Raw genomic sequence first — 17697 nt, 5'->3', positions numbered from 1 at the left:
TTCCTTCAGTCGCCCGTCGGTGATGGGTCGGCGCCGGGCATAGCGTAGAGAGGCCTGCCCGACCAGCGAGTTAGAGCGGGATGCGAAAAAGTGGAAACCGGTTTTTCGCATCAATCCCGCTCTAAACTTTGAGCATCGATCACGTTCATGATTTTGGATTGATCTGATCCAAAATCATCGTGATCTAGGCGCGCCGGCGCTTCAGGCGCAAGACGTATCCGATGACTTCCGCCACCGCCTGATAGTGTTCGACAGGAATCTCATCGTCGACGTCGACTGTGGCGTAGAGGGCGCGAGCCAGAGGCGGGTTCTCGACGATCGGGATGCGGTGCTCGCCGGCGACCTCGCGGATCTTGAGCGCGATCGCGTCGACGCCCTTGGCGAGGCAGAGCGGTGCGCCCTGACCGTTCTCGTATTGCAAGGCGATGGCGTAGTGGGTCGGGTTGGTGATGATCACCGTCGCCTTCGGCACCTGCGCCATCATGCGCGAGCGGGCGCGCTGGGCACGCAATTGCCGCAGCTTGGCCTTCACCTCGGGATTGCCCTCGGTGTTCTTGTACTCGTCCTTCAGCTCCTGCTTGGTCATGCGCTGGCGCTGGTACCAGGTGAAGCGCTGGTAGCCGAAATCGCCGATGGCGATGACCGCGAAGATCGCGAGCACGCCGGCCATCAGCTTGATCGTCAGGACGAGCACGGCGGGCAGCAGCGCGTGCACGTCCATCTGGGCGAAACCCTGGAGACGGTCGCGCTCGCCCCAGAGTACGACCCAGACGCCGACGCCGACCACCAGGATCTTGGCGAGTCCCTTGGCGAAGTTGACCCAGGCTTCCTTGCCGAAGATGCGCTTGGCGCCGGCCATCGGCGAGATCCGGTCGAATTTCGGCATCATCGGCTCGGTGGTCCAGAGCGGCTTGTGCTGGATCAGCGCGCCGGCGAAGGCGGCGATCAGGATGAAGCCGAGCGGCAGGGCCATGATGGCAAAGCCGGTCATCACGCCCTGGCTGGTGATGTGGAAGAGGGCGCCAGCATCGTCCGAGACCTGATGGGCATTCATCAGGAAGGAGCGCAGCGAGAGCGCGGCATCGCGAGCCGAGCTGCCGGCGGCGACCAGCAGGGCCAAAGTGAAACCGCAGAGCACGAAGAAGGTGCCGATCTCCTGCGATCTGGCGACATCGCCCTTCTCGACCGCTTCGTCGAGCTTTCGCTGGGTCGGTTCTTCTGTGCGATCTTCGTTTTCGACATCTCCCGCCATCGGTCAAATCTCCTCTAGAGACCGATGAACTGGCGCAGGAAGGCGCCGAGATCGTCGAGGAAGACGCCCATCATCACCCCGACCGAGGCGAGCAGCACCAGCATGCCGCCGAGGATCGAGGCGGGGACGGCGAGGAAGAAGACCTGGAGCTGCGGCATCAGGCGCGCCAGCACGCCGAGCCCAAGATTGAACAGCAGGCCGAAGACGATGAACGGCGCCGAGATCTGCACCGCGATCGAGAAGCCCTGGCTCATCGCCCTGACCGCGAGCGTCATCACGTCGCCGATCTCGGGGAAGCCGCCGGGCGGCAGCAGGCGATAGCTCTCATGGATGGCGGCGAGCGCCAGATGATGCAGGTCGGCGGCCAGGATCAGCGTGATCCCGAGCATCGAGAGGAAGTTGGCGAGCGAGGGGTTCTGCAGGCCGCCGGTCGGGTCGACCGTGACGGCAAAGCCGAGGCCGAGCGTCTGGGCGATGATGAACCCGGCGGTCTGCAGCGCGCCCATCAAGAGGCGCACGCTGGCGCCGATGACGAGCCCGACCAGGATCTCGCTGATCAGGAGCCCGCCCAGCGCCGCCGGGGTCTGCGGGATGGTGATGGCGCCGCGCGCCATCGGCAGGATGACGAGCGCGACGAAGAAGGCGAGCGAGAGCCGGCCGCGCGACAGGATGAGGCGCTCGCCGATGCCCGGCATCAGCATGACCAGCGTGCCGACGCGCGCGAAGACCAGCACGAACAGCGCGCTGATCTCGGGCAGGACTGCGATCTGCATCGGGCGGACCCGGCTCCGGCGCCAGCAAGGCGCGCCGGCCGGACTCCACAGCGAGGAGGCGCTGGCTGGCGCGAGGCTCATTCGCCCGTGGCGATTCGGACGGCGACCCTGCCCATATAACCTGCCAGAGCGTCGCCCATGAACGGCAAAAACAGCAGCAGGGCCGCGAAGACCGCGATGATCTTCGGGACGTAGACCAAGGTCTGCTCCTGGATCTGCGTCAGCGCCTGGATCAGCGAGACGACGAGGCCGACCACGAGCGCGATCAGCATCAGCGGCGCGCCGGCCTTGAGGAAGACGACGATGCCGTCGCGGGCGACGTCGAGGATGGCTGCGGAGGTCATCGGCTGGGGTTCCGTTCGGCGTTGGGCGGGACGGCGGTCGTCAGACCGGCATCCGCATGATTTCCTCATAGGCGGCGATGACGCGGTCGCGCACGGCGACCAGCGTCTCGATCGCAGCCTCGCTCTCGGCGACGGCGGTGACGACGTCGACGACATCGGAGCGGCCGGCGGCGACCTTGCCGGTCTGGATATCGGCCTGGCGGGCGCTCTGCGCGGTCGAGTCCAGCGCCTTGCTGACCAGCGAGGAGAAGTCGGGCAGGCCGGCGCCGGCGCCGTCGAGGCCGCCGACCGAGGCCGGCTTCTTCAGGAGGGCGCTCGCGCCCATCCCCTGCATCGAGGCATAGGCGCCGGCGGCAAAGCTCGAGGTGGTCATGAGAATGGCTCCGCTGATTTAGTGGCGCGAATTCTTGTCGTTCGGCTGAAGTCAGCCGAACGGAAAGCGCGCTAACGCGTCAGGCGCGCAGGATGTCGATGGTGCGCTGGATCATCCGGCGCGTGGACGAGATGACGTTGAGGTTGGCCTCGTAGCTGCGCTGGGCCTCGCGCATGTCCATCGTCTCGACCAGCGAGTTGACGTTGGGCAGCTTGACCTGGCCGCTGGCATCCGCCGCCGGGTGGCCGGGATCGTATTTGCTGCGGAAATCGCTGCGATCGCGGCTGACGCGGCCGAGCTCGACGACCTGGGCATCGAGCTCGCGGTCGAGCTTGCCCTGGAAGGTCACGATCTTGCGGCGATAGGGGTCGGCGCCGGCGCGTTCCGGCGACGAATCGGCATTGGCGAGGTTCTCGGCGATGACGCGCATGCGGCCGGCCTGGCCCTTCAGGCCGGAGGCGGCGACGGCGAGACTCTTGAGCAGGTCCATGGCGTGGTTCCTTAACGGCCTTTGCCGATCGCGATCTTCATCAGCCCGAGGCTCTTGCTGTAGAGCGAGGCGGCGAGCTGGTAGTCGGACTGGTTCTGCGCGACCTTCATCATCTCGTCCTCGAGATTGACGCTGTTGCCGCTCGGCGTGGTCTCGAAGCGCTTGGGATCGCGCGGGTCGAAGCCGTTCCGCTGACCGGACAGGCCAAGGTGCAGCGGCGAGGTCTGCGCCAGCGTCACGCCGCCATTGCCGGCCGGCGAGGGCGCGCGCAGGTCATGCGGCTTGAAGCGCGGCGTATCCGCATTGGAGACGTTCTCGGCGAGCAGCTTCTGGCGCGCCTGGTGCCAGTGCATCCGCGCCTTCAGCGCTCCCATCAGGCCAAGGCCGTCATTCGCCATGCCGCAATCTCCCGTCGGCTCCTGCCGAAGTGGGAAATTATTGCCGGGTGCATGGTTAATGCCGGGTTAATTCACAGGGATCTGCGCGATGGTGTTAACCATCCGCTAACCATGTTTCTCGAACTGGCGGCGCTTATGGTATAGCCAACTCCGTCTATCCGCCTGAACGCCCTTACAAAGAGCGGTCGGCGGCTGTCGCGTCGCTTCATGAGGCAGACCTTGCAGACTCTGTTTGGCTTCGAACTTTCCTCCGGCCTGCGTTGGATCATCGCCTTCGCAGTAGTGCTGCTCCTGGTCGCGCTGCTCGGCTTCTTCTTGCGGCGCATGAGCGGCGGCCGGCTCAAGTTCAAAGGGCAGGGCGGGGGCCGCACCCGCCAGCCGCGCCTCGGCGTGGTCGACGTCTACGACCTCGACCGGCAGCGCCAGCTGATCCTGGTGCGGCGCGACAATGTCGAGCATCTGGTGATGATCGGCGGCGCCTCCGACGTGGTGGTCGAGACCAATATCGTGCGCAGTGGCGGACGCGTCGCGGCGCCCCTGCCGAGCGAAGGCCTGGCGGAACGCCCGCTGGCGTTCGAGCCCGAGTCGCGCCCGCAGCCCGCCGAGGACATCAGGCCTGTGCCGCCCATGCCGGCGCCGCCTTCGCCGGTGCCGGCCCCGGCCGTTCCGGTCGATCCCGTGCCGCCGCCACGGCCGGTGACGCCGCCACCTCCGCCGCCGCGCGCTGTGACCCAGCCTCCGGTTCAGCCCCCGATTCCGCCGCGGCCGGCTCCGGCACCGATTCCGCCGGCCGTCGCCGCGGGCGCTGCCGGTATCGGCGCGGCCCTGACGCGCGATCCGGCGCCCGCGGCCAGCGCCAGCGAGCTCGGCGACATGGCCCGGCAGCTCGAAGAGGCGCTGAAGCGTCCGTTCTCGGCGGTGCGGCCCGGCTCGGCCCCTCCGCGCCCCGAGCCCGAGGCGGCGCCGGCGCCCAAGCCCGTCGTGCCGCCGCCGGCTCCTCCGGTGCAGCCCGTTCCGCCAGCCGCAGCCAAGCCGCCGGTTCCGACCCCGAGCCCGGCTTCCGCGCCGGCGCGTCCCGCTCTCGACATGGAAGCCGAACTCGAAATGGCGCTGGGGCTGAAGCCGGGGCCGGCACGTCCGGCGGCGTCGGAGACGCCTCTGGTCGCTCCGCCGGTCTTCGCGCCGCCGAAGCCGCCGGTTCCTGGCCCGGCGAAGCTGGACGAGAAAAAGCCCGAGCCGGCGAAGGAACAGGCGCCGCCGGCCCCAGTGCCGGAGCCGAGCAAGCCTGGCAAGTTCGCGCCGGTTTTCGACGATGTGCTCGACGAGGTCGAGGCTGCCGTGAAGGCCGAAGCGCCGGCCAAGAACGAAGCTAAGCCGAGTGAGCAGAAGCCTGCTGAAAAGCCGGCCGACGTGAAGCCTGCAGAGTCCAAGTCGACGGAGGCCAAGCCGGCGGACACCAAGGCTGCCGATGCGAAGCCTGCCGAGGCCAAGCCGGTGGAGGAACCGAAGCCGGCTGCCAAGCCGCCCGAGGACGATCCGTTCTCGGTCGATGCGATCGAGGCCGAATTCGCCCGCCTGCTCGGGCGCGATCCCAAGTCGAAGAACTGAGCCTGCTCCCCCGGTGTGAAGGCGCCGGGGGATAGCCGCCGAAAGCCTCTTCGCCCGCCCCCGAGCCTTGCTCTAGCGTTCCCGCGAGCCCGCGCCTTGATTCGGGCGGGGACGGATGATGGGCAGGCGGATACCCACAAGACGGAGCTTGCGCTGGCTGGCGGCGTTCGCCGCCGGGCTCGGCCTGCTCGGGACTGCGGCCGTTGCGCAGGCCCAGACGCTCTCGCTCGATCTCGGCCAGGGCGGCGTCACCGAGCGGGCGCTACAGTTGATCGCCGCGATCACGGTGCTGTCGCTGGCGCCGTCGATCCTGATCATGGTGACCTCGTTCACCCGCATCGCGGTGGTGCTGTCGCTGCTGCGCTCGGCGCTCGGCACCCAGACCGCGCCGCCCAATGCGGTGATCATCGGGCTCTCGCTGTTCCTGACCGGCTTCGTGATGGCGCCGACCCTGAAGGAGGCCTATCGCGTCGCCGGAGCGCCGTTGATCGCCGGGCAGATGCAGCCGCAGGAGGCGTTCGAGCGCGGCATCGTGCCGTTCCGCGAGTTCATGCTGAAGCATGTGCGCGAGAAGGACCTGGCGCTGTTCATGGAGATGTCGCGCGAGCCCAAGCCCGAGCGCCCGGAGGACATCCAGATCCAGGTGCTGGTGCCGGCCTTCATGATCTCGGAGCTCAGGCGCGCCTTCGAGATCGGCTTCCTGCTGTTCGTGCCCTTCCTGATCATCGACCTCGTGGTCGCCTCGATCCTGATGTCGGTCGGCATGATGATGCTGCCGCCGGTGACGGTGGCGCTGCCGTTCAAGCTGATCTTCTTCGTGCTGGTCGACGGCTGGGGGCTGGTCGCCGGATCGCTGGTGAAGAGTTACGGGGGGTGAGGCGCACTCCTCTCCGTCTTTCCGGGGCGCCGCGCAGCGGCGAGCCCGGAATCCATGAACACCGGTGATTCCGAAAAGATGCGGACCGGCTGACGCCTTCTTCGTGAACCATTGCGGTTATGGATTCCGGGCTCTTTGCTGCGCAAAGCCCCGGAAAGACGGGAGGTTCCGGAGGCAGTCCTGCGGCGTCGCTCTCAGCCCTGGCCCGGCTTCGGCCCGGCATTGGCGGCATCGGTGTCGGCGGGCTTGCGCCGCTCGCGCACGGTGCTGGAATAGGCCGGGTAGCGCTTGCGATACTCCTTGAGGAAGTCGCTCATCGTGTCGGAGCCGGCGGCGGCGCGCGCGGCTTCGCGGATGTCGGCGGCGCTGGCCCGGCTCGCGCCGGTGACGAAGCCGAACAGGCGGGCATCGGCGCCCTGCGCCATTTTGGCGGCGAACTTGGTACGCAGCCGGTCGAGCGAGAGCGCCTCGTCCGACATGACATAGCCGATCGCGGCACGCATCACGTCGGCGCGCTCGCCGTCGCTGAGCGGCGCCTGGCCGCGCCAGCTCTCGCCGAGGATGCGCTCCAGCGCCTCGCCGGCCTCGCGCCAGCGCCGGCCACTCCACAGGATGTCGGCGCCCAGCCGGTCGACCTCGGGGCCGCTCTCGCCCTCCAGCAGGTCGAGCGCCTGGTCGGTGCGCGAGAGATCGGAGAGCGCCTTGGACTCCAGCAGCAGGCGGGCGCGCTTCACATCGGCCGGCAATTCGGCGAGCCGGGTCGAGACGATCGCCTGCAGCGCCTGCGCCGGCTTGCCGTTCATCAGCTGGATCATGGCGAGCCGCGTCGCCACGGTCGAGCGCGCCGCGCCGGTCAGGCGCCGGTCCATCTGATATTGCAGGATCTCGCCGGCCTGGTCGAGCAGGTCGAGCTCGACCAGCCTGTCGGCGAGCAGGCGGGTGATCTCGTCGCCGCGCCTGCCGATCGGCAGGTAGTCCTTGAAGTCGTAAAACATCGCCAGAGCTTCGAGCCGCGGCAGCTTCTCCAGATCGGGATCGCTGAACAGTGCCTCGAAGCGCTGGGCCGTCTCGTCATGCAGCAGCCGCGTCGCCGGGTTCTCCGGGAAGACCTCATTGGCCCGCCGTGCCGTCTGGAAGGCGTCGCGCCAGCGCTGCTGCTCGGCATAGAGGCGGCCGAGCTCGGCCAGCGCCTCGATCTCGATCTCGCCGCCGCGCCAGATCGCCGAGACGGTCTCGAGCCGGGCGATGGCTTCGTCGGCCGAGAAATCGGCGCGCTTCTCGGCGCGGGCGAGCTTCACCGCGCGCAATTGCGCCTCGGCTGCGACCGGCCGTGCCTTCGCCTCGAAGAGCGGCTTGTAGCCGTTCATCGCTGCCTCGGGCCGGCCGCTGACATCGTCGAGCCGGGCGCGCAGCAGCGCCAGTTCCTCGGGATTGACCAACTCCTCGGGCATGTCGGCGAGCCGGCCGATCTGCTTTTCCGCCACCGTCGCTTCGCCGGTGGCGAGCGCAGCCCGTGCCATGGCCGGGCGGAATTCGGCCTGGAGGTCGGCCGGATAGCGATCGAGGATATCCTCGGCCCGGCGGAAGCCGGCGAGCGCCTGGGCGTTGCGGCCGAGCCGCTGCTCCGAGAGCGCACGCCAGAGCCCGGTCTCGGCCTCGTCGCGGATCGGGGCGGCGTCGAACGCCTTCAGCGCCTCGGCGCTGCGCTGCATGCGGGTGGCGATCAGGCCGCGCAGGAAGAGCGCGTCGCGGTTGCCGCGCATCGCGGGGTCGTCTGCGAGCAGCGCATTCAGCGGCCCGGCCGCCTCCGGCATCATGCCGTTGGCGGCGAGGAAACGGGTCAGCGCCAGCCGGGTCTCGGATTTGCGGCCGCGCGAGGCGGCGGCGACCTCGCGCAGCAAGGCCGCTGCGCGGTCGCGGATGTCGTTGGTGTGCAGAGCCGACCAGGCCTCGCCGTCGAGCAGCGGGCGGGCAGGGGCCTGGGCGGTCTTGTCCGCCTCTTTCGGCCTCTCGGAATCGAGGCTGACGATCAGGCCGTTCTGGCGGCCGATCCGGACCTCGTCGGTGTCGGCGCGTACGGCGAGATCGTCCGCGACGGCGCTGACGACGACGCCATGGGCGCTCTGCGGCAGGCCGAACTCGATGAAGCGATAGGGCTTGGAGACCGCACGCGTCGGGCCGAGTGCGGTCGCGACGGCCAGGCTCGGTCCGCCCTCGCTGTTCTCCAGCCAGTGCACGCCGGTCAGGCCCGGCACCGGGACAGTGACGATGGTCTGGCCGCGCTCGTCGGCGTCGCGGCGGGGCGTCAGTGCGCCGGCCGGCTTGCCGGCCCTGTCGCCGAAGCTCAGCGACCATTGCGTGTTGTCGTCGGAGAGCCGGACCAACTGCTGGCGGCGCGTCTTCAGCCTGACGAGCGTGACCTTGGCCTCGCGGGTGACGGTGACGTTCTCGACCAGGGCCGGCAGTACGCCCTTGAGCTTGTCCGGATCGAGCGTGTCGCGGGTGTCGAAGACGAGCGTGACCCGGCCGGGCTCGGTGAAGGCGGCGGCGCCCGTCGGCCGCGAGAAGCGGAAGTCGATGCGGCCGCCATCGCCGTCGACAGCCGAGGCGATCTCGACATCGCGCGGCGGCACGTCGGCGGCAACGGCAGCCACGGGCTTGGGCTGGGCCGCTGGCGCCTCCGCTTTCGGGGCGGGAGAGGGGGGCGTCGCCGGAGGTTTCTGCTCGGAGGCCTTGCCGTCCGCCGGCTTGGTCTCTGCCGGCTTGGCCGTGCCGGGCGGAAGCGCCTGCAGATCGGCGAGCGACAGCGGGGTTGCGGCGCCGGAATGCGCCAGGTCGACGGTCCAGCCGGCCTCGTCGCGGAAGCTGCGGAGCTGGCGCTCCTTCGGCACGCTGAAGACGAGCTGGGTGCGGTCGTCGCCGATCGTCGCCTGCTCCAGCGTGAAGTCGGCCGGGAGCAGGCTGCGGATCTGCGACGGCGTCACCGCCAGCGGCTGGTCGAAGCTCAGCGTCAGCTTGCCGTCGTCCAGGCTGGGCGTGAGCATGGCCTCGGGCGGCGCCGAGAACATGAAGCGATCGAGCGTCGGCAGGCGGGCGGTGCGGAAGCCGAGCGGCTTCGGCGCGGGCACCGGCATGCGGGCGATCTCGCGGGCGCGCGCCTCGGCGAGGCGCAGGCGCTGGGTGAGCTCGGCGAGGACCTCGGGCGGCAGGCCCGGCAACTGCCCGGCCCAGTTCTCCGGCAGGAGGTCGATGAAGGCCTTGTCGCCGGCTTCGAGCAGGTTGGCGCGATAGGGACGGGCGAGCGCCAGGCGTAGGCCGCGCCCGTCGGGGTCGATTCTGATCACCGAGACATAGGCAGGCAGCTCGGCGGCGAGCCGGCTCGGATCGAGCTTCACCGGCTGGCTGAAGCCGATCACGACGACGCCATTGGCGACGCGCACCCGCGTCGTCACCGGCTCGTCGAAGGCGAAGGCGATGCGGCCGAAGCCGGCGCGCATGGCCTCGCCCCGCAAGGTCGCGGTGGCCGCCGTTGCCGGCGCGGCAAAGCCGGCAGCGAGGCTCAATGCCGCCAGGCCAATGCCGAAGCTCAGGGACCGCAGGATACGCACGACCGCTACTCAACCCGACGCGATTGGCAAAGCAGCGACAGGCCGCTCCAATCTGCGCGGAGGCTAGCCCGTCAAGGATAACGGGGGGTTAAGGGGCGCCATCCTGTGAAGGCCGTGCCCGTCCGCGCTTGTCGATGCAGGACAGCGCGCCGGCCACATCTGTCATTCTCTTAATCCGCTCGTCATCCGCCTGCCGGGGAGCGGCGTCTAAAGCCCGCTCACTCGCCCCGGAATGGGCCAGCTGCAACATGGCACTCGCGGCGAGGCGGGCCTGTGCCCGAGGGAAGGGGGCGCACTGTTGGGAGGCAGTTGCGTTCCCTTCCCGGGCCCGCTCCTCAGGCATGGCCGGCCGCATAGCTCCTGGCGCTGCGGGCGAGATGCCGTGACAGAGCCCGCGCCGCCGGGGACAGGGTTCGGCCGTTGCGCACGCAGATCTTGAGGCAGGCCTTGCGCAGGTTGCGGCCCTGGAGGGGGATGGTGACCAGGCGGCCTTCAGAGACGTCGCGCCGCGTCGCGCAGCGGGTCAGGATGCTGACGCCGAGGCCGGCCCGCGCGAAGGAGCGCAACGACTGGATCGAATTGGTGACCAAAGCCGGCTTGAGCGCAATGCCGGCCGCCGCGACCATGTCGTCGACGAGGCGGCGCAGGCCGAAGGTCCGGTCCGGAAGGGCAAGGCGCATCTCGCCGATCTCCGCGACCCTGACCGATGGCCGCGCGGCGACGGCATCGTCCGGGTGGGCGGCCACGACCAGCGCATCGGCGATCTCTGCGAGCGAGAGCACGCTGCGATGCTGGATCGGATTGAAGGCGACGACCATGTCGGCCTCGTCGTCGAGCAGGCGCTGCACCAGCTGGTCGGAGCTCGCCACCATGATGTCGAAGCTGACCGAGGGGTGGGCGGCCGAGAACTCGGCGAGGGCCGGATAGACGAAATCGTCCATCGCGCCCTCGACCGTCCAGACGCGGACATGCCCGCGCTTCATGCCCTGGAGCTCGTCGATGGCGGCGCGCGCGCTCTGGACGCTGTCGAGGATGGTGCGGGCCGTCTCCAGCACGGCCGCTCCCGCCGTGGTCAGGCGCATGCCGCGCGCCCGGCGCTCGAACAGGGGCGTGCCGTACTCTTCTTCCAGGCTGGCGATCTGGCGGCTGATCGCGGAAGGCGCGACGCGCAGCGTATCCGCCGCCTCGCGGACCGAGCCGTGATCGGCAACCAGTGCGAAATAGCGATAGCGGGTGAGCGACATGGCAGCGAGCCGCGGTGGATGCGTGAGCCCCCGACCGTAAGCGAGCGTTGCCGGATCGGCAACGAACTCTCCGCGAAACCGTGCTGGCTGAGCGACCGGCCCGCCTTCTACGACTAGGAAAACCAGGCGAGGAACCGACCCGATGTACTCCACCCGCACCAGCCAGGACGGCAGCTACCGTTTCATCCCGGCCGTCTACCAGTATTCCGGCGGGGTCGCGGCTGAGCCGGGCTTCCGGATCGAGCGCGCGCAACTGGCGGGACCGGTCCCGATGGATCGCGGCCTTGCATTGGTCGAGGCGCATCTGAAGCAGGTGGGCCGGCCCTTGACCGCGTTCTGCTCCTGCGAACTGCGCTCGCCCGAGCCCTTCTCGGAAGGCGGCTTCGACGCCTTCAACCGGCTCTACGCCTCGCGGCTCGATCAATGGGGCGTGCTGCAGGGAGAGGTGAACCCGGTCGCCCGCACCAATATCTGTCCGGAGATCGGCAAGCCGGAGACCGTCTCGCTGCATGCCTTCAGCTACACCGTTCCCGATGACGGCGCCCGGGCGAGCTTCGTGGTCGCTGGCAGCGGCGAGGCGCCGGAGGGCGGCGCGAGCTATGCGCAGGGGACGATCCGGCCGGGCGATGCCTCGGCCGAGGGCGTACGCGCCAAGGCCGAGTGGGTGATGGGCGAGATGGAGCGTCGCCTCGCCGGGCTCGGCCATGGCTGGGCGGAGGCCACGGTCGCCAATGTCTACACGATCAGGGACATCCATCCGCTGCTGGGCGATGTCCTGGCTCCGATCACCAGCCTCGGCCGGCCCGTGACCTGGCATTTCTCGCGACCGCCCGTGGCGGTGCTCGACTACGAGATGGATGTGCGCGGCCTGTCGCGGGAGATCGTGATCGCGGCGTCGGCCTGAGCGCCGCCAGCGATGTGACGCGTTGCCGGAAATCGAACGGTCAAGTGGAGGGGATTCCGATGTTGCTCGATCGACGTGCGCTTCTCCTGGCGGGGCTCGCCTTGCCCACGCTGGCCAGGGCGCAGGCGCCCTGGAAGCCCGAACGGCCGGTGCGCCTGATCCTGCCGTTCACGCCGGGCACCTCGATGGACCCGGTGGCGCGGCTGGCGCAGGAGAGCCTGAAGGACACGCTCGGCCAGAGCGTCGTGGTCGAGAACATCGCGGGAGCGGCGACCGTCATCGCCGGGGCCGAGACGCTGAAGTCGCCGCCCGACGGGCACACCATGCTGATGATCGCCAACAGCTTCGCGGCGAACATCACGCTGCGGACGCGCACGGCGGACTGGCAGCGCGCCTTCGTCCCGGTGGTGCAGGCGACGGTGGTACCTCATGTCCTCGTGGCTGCGCCGTCGCTGAAGACCGACTGGGCCGGCTTCCTGAAGCGCTTGCGCGACGGCGGCGGCTCGATGACCTATGGCTCGCCGGGGATCGGCACCTCGCCGCATCTGGGCGCCGAGCACTTCCTGCGGCTCGTCGGCGGCAAGGCGGTGCATGCGCCCTATAACGGCACAGCACAGCTCTTCGTCGACCTCTATGCCGGCCGGATCGATTTCGCGCTGAGCAACCTGCCTGATGTCGTCCAGCCGATCGAGGAGGGTAAGCTCGTCGCGCTCGCCGTCACCGCTGACCAGCGGGTGCGCGAACTGCCCAACGTTCCGACCTTCGCAGAGCTCGGCCTGCCGGATCTCCTCTCGGACAGCTGGTTCGGCATCATGGTGCGGCGTGACACGCCAGCCCCGGCCCGCGAGGCGCTGGAGCGAGCCTGGCTCACGGCCCTGGCGCGTCCGGACGTGCGCGAGCGCCTGCAGGCCCTGAGCTTCACGATACTGGCGCGGCCGGGCGCCGAGTTCGAGAAGGTGATCGAGCGCTATGTCGCGACCTATGCGACGATCATCAAGGAGAACGGCATCACCGTTCAGCAGTGACGGCTTGGCTCAGCGCTTCGGCGCGGGCTCGATCGCCGGCAGCTCGTTGCCGGCTGGCGTCGGGGCCGGGGCGCGCTCGGTGGCGACGGCGGGGCGGCCGCGCAGCGAGAGCGCGACGGTGAGGCGCTCGGCCGCCTCGGGTGACATGGCGGCGAGCACGTCCGACATCTTGCGCGGGTTCATCTGCTGGACGACCGGAACCAGGATGTCGAGCGCCAGCCGGTCGAAGACGCGGGCGGCGTCCTTCGGCTTCATCGTCTCGTACATGATCACCAGGTTCTTGACCGCCTGGTTGGTCTCGCTCTCCTGCTTGCGCGGGCCTTCGACCTTCTCTTCCAGCGCTTTGAGGTCGTCGACGCGGCCGCCGAGCTTCTTCTCGGCCGAATCGAGCAGCTTCTCGCGCATGTCGAGCTCGCGCATGCGCGCATCGATCTCGTCGCGGCGCTGGCCAAGGCGTTCGAGCAGCGCCTTCTCGGCCGGCGAGACCGGCTGGACGGTGCCGTTCATCAGCCCGGCCTTGTTGTTCGGATTGGTGTCGCGCTTGGCCTGCTCCTCGGGCGAGGCCTTCGGCTTCGGCGGGTCGATCGTGCCGGTTGTCTCCGGATCCCAGAACGTGCCCGGCTGCTGGGCCTTGGCGATGGTCTTGGCGAGGCCCCAGACTTCCTTTTCCTGCGTCGCGGGCAGCACCGGGGGGCTGGCGGGCACCTTGCCCGGATAAGGCTCCGCCGTCCAGGCGAGCAGCTTCAGCGCCAGGAGACCCATGGCGCCGAGAATGACCGCTGGAATGAGGCGGGGCGTCTGGATCACGCAGCCTGGCCTTCGAGCCTGCGGGCAGCGCGGGCGCGGATCGCGGCGGCGGCATCGGCCGTGCTCGCCATGCGCGAGAGGGCGGGCTTCTCGGGCGTGGGCTCGGCCTTGGGCGCGGCGATCATGCTGGCGGCGCTGACGATCTGGCCGATGCGCTCCATCACGGTCTGGCCGGCCTCGATCTGCTGGGCGAGGTCGGCAGCGTAGCGCTCCGCCGTCTGCAGGCGCTCGGCGAGGGTGCGGTCGCAGTCGCCCAGCGTCAGCTTGAGGCCAGCGATCGCGCGCTCGGCCGTGTCGGTGGCCGAGATCAGCGCGCCGATGGTCTGGCGCATCGCGCTCTCATCGGCCTTCAGCCGCTCGATGCGCTTGGAGAGCACGAAGCAGGTGATGATGGTGGCGACCAGCAGGCAGCCGACCAGGACATCGGCGATCAGGGTGATGGTCATGGATTGGTCTCCCTGGTCAGGACGTCGGATTGAGATGACTGGTGTCGAAGGCAGCCATGGTCGTCTTCGAGCGCCGCAGCGGGCTGACGACCTGGACGGCGATCTTGTCGTCGACGCGGCCGATCCGGCCCTCGCTGACGATGAACTCGCCGCAGCGCAGCGAGGCGACCGAATCGGGGCGGGCGTCGAACATCAGCGTGTCGCCGATCTCGAGCTTCATCACCCGCTTCAGCGGCATGGTGCATTCGTGCAGCACGCATTTCACCGCGACGTCTGCCTGCCAGACTTCGGTGGCGAGGTGGTTTTCCCAAATCGGGTCGCGCCCGAGCTTCTCACCCATGAAGCTTTCGAGCAGCAATTCACGGATCGGCTCGATGGTGGCGTAGGGCAGGAGCAGGTGGAGCGAGCCGCCGCGGCCTTCCATGTCGAAGCGCAGCTCGACGCGGATCGCGGCATTGGCCGGGCGCGAGATCGAGACGAAGCGCGGATTGGATTCGATCCGGTCGATCCTGAAGTTCACCGGCGAGAGCGGCCGGAAGGCGGCTTCGGCATCGCCGAGCACGACGCCGATGACGCGGCGCAGCAGGCTCATCTCGATCGAGGTGAAGGGGCGCCCGTCGACGCGCGCCGCCGCCTGGCCGCGCTTGCCGCCGAGCATGGTGTCGAGCACCGAATAGGTGAGGGCGGACTCGATGGTGACGAGGCCGAAATTGTCCCATTCCTCGGCCTTGAACACCGCCAGCATCGCCGGCAGCGAGATCGAGTTGATGTAGTCGCCGAAGCGCACCGAGCGGATGCCCTCCAGCGTCACCTCGACATTGTCGCTGAACAGGTTGCGCAGGCTGGTGGAGAGCAGGCGGACCAGACGCTCGAAGATGATCTCGAGCATCGGCAGGCGTTCATAGGTGACCGAGCCGGAATCGACGATCGCCTGAATGCCGTTTCGGCCACCCTTGCCGTCATCTCCGATGGAGAAGCCGAGCATGGTGTCGATCTCTTCCTGATTCATCAGGCGATCGATATTGGCTTCGCTCTCGCTGCCGTCCTCGACAGCGACGTCGGACATGGTGGCCCATTCCGCCGCCATGCCTTCCGGCGTCAGCGGGGCCTTGTCCTTGTCCGTGATCTCGAGATCGTCGTTGGCCATGGCGGTCTGCTTTGCGCGATCGGGCTGCCGCTATTGCAGCAGCAGTTCCTTGAAGAGGACGGCGTCGACCTTGGCCGGGTAGACGGTGACGTTGACCCGGCGCAGCAGCTCTTCCTTCAGCCGGTACATGCCGGCCGAGCCGTCGAGGTCGGAGGGACGCAGTTCGCGCATGAAGACCTGGAAGGCATCCTCGACGCGCGGCAGGAGCGGCTTAACTTGGTCGGCGGTCTTGGGATCGGCGATCTCGAGCGCAACCTTGATCTTGACGATGGGCTGGCGGTCCTGCTGCGGGCCGGCGGTGATGCCGATCATCATGTCCTTCATCTCGACGAAGGTGATCAGCTTCTTGGCTGCGGCCGCGGCCTGTTCGGCGGTCACCTCCTCGGCAGGCTTCTTCTTCATGAAGAAGAACCAGCCTCCGCCGCCGAGCACGGCCACGAGCGCCACAGCGCCGCCGATCATGACGAGCTTCTTCTTGCCGGACTTCGGCGCCGCCTCAGTGCCGCCCTCGGCGGCTTCGTCGTCTTTGTTCGCCTTCTTCGCCATCTCGGCCAGCCCGCCCAGAACGGGCGCCGCCCCGGCCCGTCTTTCTGCCGTTAACCCTTGCCCAGTTACGGTTAACGGCCCGTTAAGGAGGGCAATTCTTGCCGGGTCGTTTCTGCCGCAAGGGCGGTTTCCGTCCAGCGGTGGTGAAGGCCGCCTTCCAATCTATATCGAATGATATCAATTATTTGCCGGGGTTAACCATGTTGGCACGTCGCTTGCCACCTGTCTGGCATGGCCACCGCGCTGGGGAGCGTCGGGGCGGTCATGGGACAGATCGGGAGCAGGAGCCGTGGAAAACGCGCTTCTCGTCAGCCTGTCGCGCCAGATGGCTCTGGCGCGCGAGCTCGACGTCATCGCCAACAACGTCGCCAATGTCGGCACGAACGGGTTCAAGGCCCGTTCTGCCCGCTTTGCCGAGTACATCTCGCCGACGGCGCGGGCCGACACCTTCCCGACGATGGATCGGCGGCTCTCCTATGTCATCGACAAGGGCACGCCGATCGACCTGTCGCTCGGGATGATCGAGCGCACCGGCAACCCGCTCGATGTCGCGCTGCAGGGCGAGAACTACCTCGTCGTCCAGACCGCGCAGGGCGAGCGCTACACCCGCGCCGGCTCGCTCGATATCAACGGCCGGGGCCAGCTGGTGACCCAGTCCGGCCAACCGGTCATGGGCGATGGCGGGCCGATCGTATTCGGCTCGACCGAGAGCAATCCGCGCATCGCCACCGACGGCACGGTCTCCTCCGATCAGGGCCAGCGCGGCAAGCTCCGGATCGTGCGCTTCGACAATCCCCGGGCGCTGGCCAGCGACGGCGCCAACCTGTTCTCCTCGACCGCCGCCGCGCAGCCCGCCGGCCCGCAGGCGCGGCTCGAGACCGGGGCGATCGAGCGCTCCAACGTCAAGGCCGTGGTCGAGATGACCCGGCTGGTCGAGGTCCAGCGCGCCTACCAGACGCTCTCGGCGATGATGGGCAAGACCGACGAACTGCGCGCCAAGGCGATCACCCGCCTGGCCGATCAGCAAGCCTGACGCGGAAGGAGCCAGATCCATGCGCGCACTCTACACCGCCGCCACCGGCATGATGGCCCAGGAACTCAACGTCCAGGTCATCTCGAACAACATCGCGAACGTCCGCACCACCGGCTACAAGCGCCAGCGCATCCATTTCCAGGACCTGCTCTACGAGCACATCCGCCGCGCCGGAACGCAGACCTCAGACCAGAACACGCAGGTTCCGGCCGGCACCTTCGTCGGCTCGGGCGTCAAGACGGCCTCGACCGGGCGGGTGATGAGCCAGGGCAACCTCAGCCCGACGGAGAAGGAATACGACGTTGCCATCCGGGGCGAGGGCTTCTTCCGCATCCAGATGCCGGACGGACGCACCGCCTATTCGCGCGACGGCTCCTTCGATCTCGACAGCCAGGGCCGGCTTGTCACGCGCGACGGCTACCTCGTCCAGCCGGGCATCACCGTCCCGAACAACGCGACCGGCGTCTCGATCAACGCGCAGGGCACGGTCGAGGTCACCTTGCCCGGCCAGACCGCGCCGCAGCAGCTCGGCCAGATCCAGCTCTCGCGCTTCATCAACAAGGTCGGCCTCGAATCGATCGGCGACAACCTGTTCGTCGAGACGGCCGGCTCCGGCCCGGCGATCGACGGCCTCGGCGGCGAGGAAGGCTTCGGCACGCTGCAGCAGAACTACCTGGAAGAAGGCAACGTCCAGGCGGTCACCGAGCTCTCCTCGCTGATCGCGGCGCAGCGCGCCTACGAGATGAACTCGAAGGTGATCTCGGCCGCCGACCAGATGATGCAGTCCACCACCCAGATCATGCGCTGACGGAGGATGAGCCA

The 17697-nt window shown here is 68.6% G+C and carries 18 protein-coding genes; 6 read left to right on the top strand and 12 right to left on the bottom strand.

The annotated features are described in order from the left end of the window. Window positions 1-184: 184 nt before the first annotated feature. The 6 genes from flhB to flgB form a co-directional block, all read right to left on the bottom strand. Window positions 185-1252: a flagellar biosynthesis protein FlhB gene (gene flhB, locus AC3WLC_RS30375; RefSeq protein WP_493687630.1), complete on the bottom strand. Its 1068-nt coding sequence runs from the start codon at window positions 1250-1252 to the stop codon at window positions 185-187. Window positions 1253-1266: 14 nt separating this feature from the next. Next, the gene (fliR, locus tag AC3WLC_RS30370) at window positions 1267-2025 is read right to left on the bottom strand and encodes a flagellar biosynthetic protein FliR (protein ID WP_493687629.1); all 759 of its coding nucleotides are present in this window, start codon (window positions 2023-2025) and stop codon (window positions 1267-1269) included. Window positions 2026-2102: 77 nt separating this feature from the next. Further along, entirely contained in the window at window positions 2103-2369 is a 267-nt protein-coding gene (fliQ, locus tag AC3WLC_RS30365) for a flagellar biosynthesis protein FliQ (protein ID WP_057188754.1), read from the bottom strand. A 40-nt stretch (window positions 2370-2409) separates the two neighbouring features. Beyond that, window positions 2410-2742, bottom strand: a complete 333-nt coding sequence (fliE, locus tag AC3WLC_RS30360; protein ID WP_291680800.1) for a flagellar hook-basal body complex protein FliE — start codon at window positions 2740-2742, stop codon at window positions 2410-2412. 79 nt (window positions 2743-2821) lie between these two features. Further along, window positions 2822-3232: a flagellar basal body rod protein FlgC gene (gene flgC / locus AC3WLC_RS30355; protein ID WP_493687628.1), complete on the bottom strand. Its 411-nt coding sequence runs from the start codon at window positions 3230-3232 to the stop codon at window positions 2822-2824. Window positions 3233-3243: 11 nt separating this feature from the next. After that, window positions 3244-3630 (bottom strand): flagellar basal body rod protein FlgB, encoded by a 387-nt coding sequence (flgB, locus tag AC3WLC_RS30350; protein WP_346363033.1) that lies wholly within the window; start codon window positions 3628-3630, stop codon window positions 3244-3246. Window positions 3631-3849: 219 nt separating this feature from the next. Between flgB and AC3WLC_RS30345 the strand changes: the two genes are divergently transcribed. Both AC3WLC_RS30345 and fliP read left to right on the top strand, forming a co-directional pair. Then, the gene (locus AC3WLC_RS30345; protein ID WP_493687627.1) at window positions 3850-5238 is read left to right on the top strand and encodes a hypothetical protein; all 1389 of its coding nucleotides are present in this window, start codon (window positions 3850-3852) and stop codon (window positions 5236-5238) included. Between the two features lie 115 nt (window positions 5239-5353). After that, window positions 5354-6115, top strand: coding sequence for a flagellar type III secretion system pore protein FliP (gene fliP, locus AC3WLC_RS30340; protein WP_493687626.1), 762 nt, complete (start codon window positions 5354-5356; stop codon window positions 6113-6115). A 194-nt stretch (window positions 6116-6309) separates the two neighbouring features. On the opposite strand, the gene AC3WLC_RS30335 is transcribed toward fliP, so the two are convergent. Then, entirely contained in the window at window positions 6310-9723 is a 3414-nt protein-coding gene (locus AC3WLC_RS30335) for a tetratricopeptide repeat protein (RefSeq protein WP_493687625.1), read from the bottom strand. Between the two features lie 335 nt (window positions 9724-10058). Continuing rightward, window positions 10059-10967: a LysR family transcriptional regulator gene (locus AC3WLC_RS30330; protein WP_493687624.1), complete on the bottom strand. Its 909-nt coding sequence runs from the start codon at window positions 10965-10967 to the stop codon at window positions 10059-10061. A gap of 142 nt (window positions 10968-11109) precedes the next feature. Between AC3WLC_RS30330 and cnbZ the strand changes: the two genes are divergently transcribed. Both cnbZ and AC3WLC_RS30320 read left to right on the top strand, forming a co-directional pair. After that, the gene (gene cnbZ, locus AC3WLC_RS30325; RefSeq protein WP_493687623.1) at window positions 11110-11871 is read left to right on the top strand and encodes a 2-amino-5-chloromuconate deaminase CnbZ; all 762 of its coding nucleotides are present in this window, start codon (window positions 11110-11112) and stop codon (window positions 11869-11871) included. 59 nt (window positions 11872-11930) lie between these two features. After that, complete coding sequence (locus tag AC3WLC_RS30320) at window positions 11931-12896, top strand: Bug family tripartite tricarboxylate transporter substrate binding protein (RefSeq protein ID WP_493687622.1); 966 nt, start codon at window positions 11931-11933, stop codon at window positions 12894-12896. Window positions 12897-12905: 9 nt separating this feature from the next. Here the strand turns inward: AC3WLC_RS30320 and AC3WLC_RS30315 are convergent, their stop codons facing one another. From AC3WLC_RS30315 to fliL, 4 genes are read right to left on the bottom strand one after another with little or no spacing between them, the layout of a single operon-like run. Continuing rightward, the gene (locus AC3WLC_RS30315) at window positions 12906-13703 is read right to left on the bottom strand and encodes a MotE family protein (RefSeq protein WP_493687621.1); all 798 of its coding nucleotides are present in this window, start codon (window positions 13701-13703) and stop codon (window positions 12906-12908) included. Next, window positions 13700-14149, bottom strand: a complete 450-nt coding sequence (locus tag AC3WLC_RS30310) for a DUF6468 domain-containing protein (RefSeq protein WP_493687620.1) — start codon at window positions 14147-14149, stop codon at window positions 13700-13702. The genes AC3WLC_RS30315 and AC3WLC_RS30310 overlap by 4 nt, the downstream gene beginning before the upstream one ends. A 16-nt stretch (window positions 14150-14165) precedes the next feature. Beyond that, on the bottom strand, window positions 14166-15296 hold the full coding sequence (fliM, locus tag AC3WLC_RS30305; protein ID WP_493687619.1) for a flagellar motor switch protein FliM: 1131 nt from the start codon (window positions 15294-15296) through the stop codon (window positions 14166-14168). A gap of 30 nt (window positions 15297-15326) precedes the next feature. Next, complete coding sequence (fliL, locus tag AC3WLC_RS30300; RefSeq protein ID WP_493687618.1) at window positions 15327-15842, bottom strand: flagellar basal body-associated protein FliL; 516 nt, start codon at window positions 15840-15842, stop codon at window positions 15327-15329. A 289-nt stretch (window positions 15843-16131) separates the two neighbouring features. Here fliL and flgF point away from each other — a divergent pair, with 289 nt between their 5' ends. Together flgF and flgG are read left to right on the top strand one after the other, a co-directional pair. Then, window positions 16132-16875 (top strand): flagellar basal-body rod protein FlgF, encoded by a 744-nt coding sequence (gene flgF / locus AC3WLC_RS30295; RefSeq protein WP_346363045.1) that lies wholly within the window; start codon window positions 16132-16134, stop codon window positions 16873-16875. Between the two features lie 19 nt (window positions 16876-16894). Continuing rightward, window positions 16895-17683 (top strand): flagellar basal-body rod protein FlgG, encoded by a 789-nt coding sequence (gene flgG / locus AC3WLC_RS30290; protein WP_291677709.1) that lies wholly within the window; start codon window positions 16895-16897, stop codon window positions 17681-17683. The last annotated feature ends 14 nt before the right edge of the window (window positions 17684-17697 follow it).

This window comes from Allobosea sp. GW821-FHT03A12, from assembly GCF_058986765.1.
Note: the sequence above shows the minus strand (reverse complement) of the source record. Positions and strands in the feature narration are given on the sequence as shown.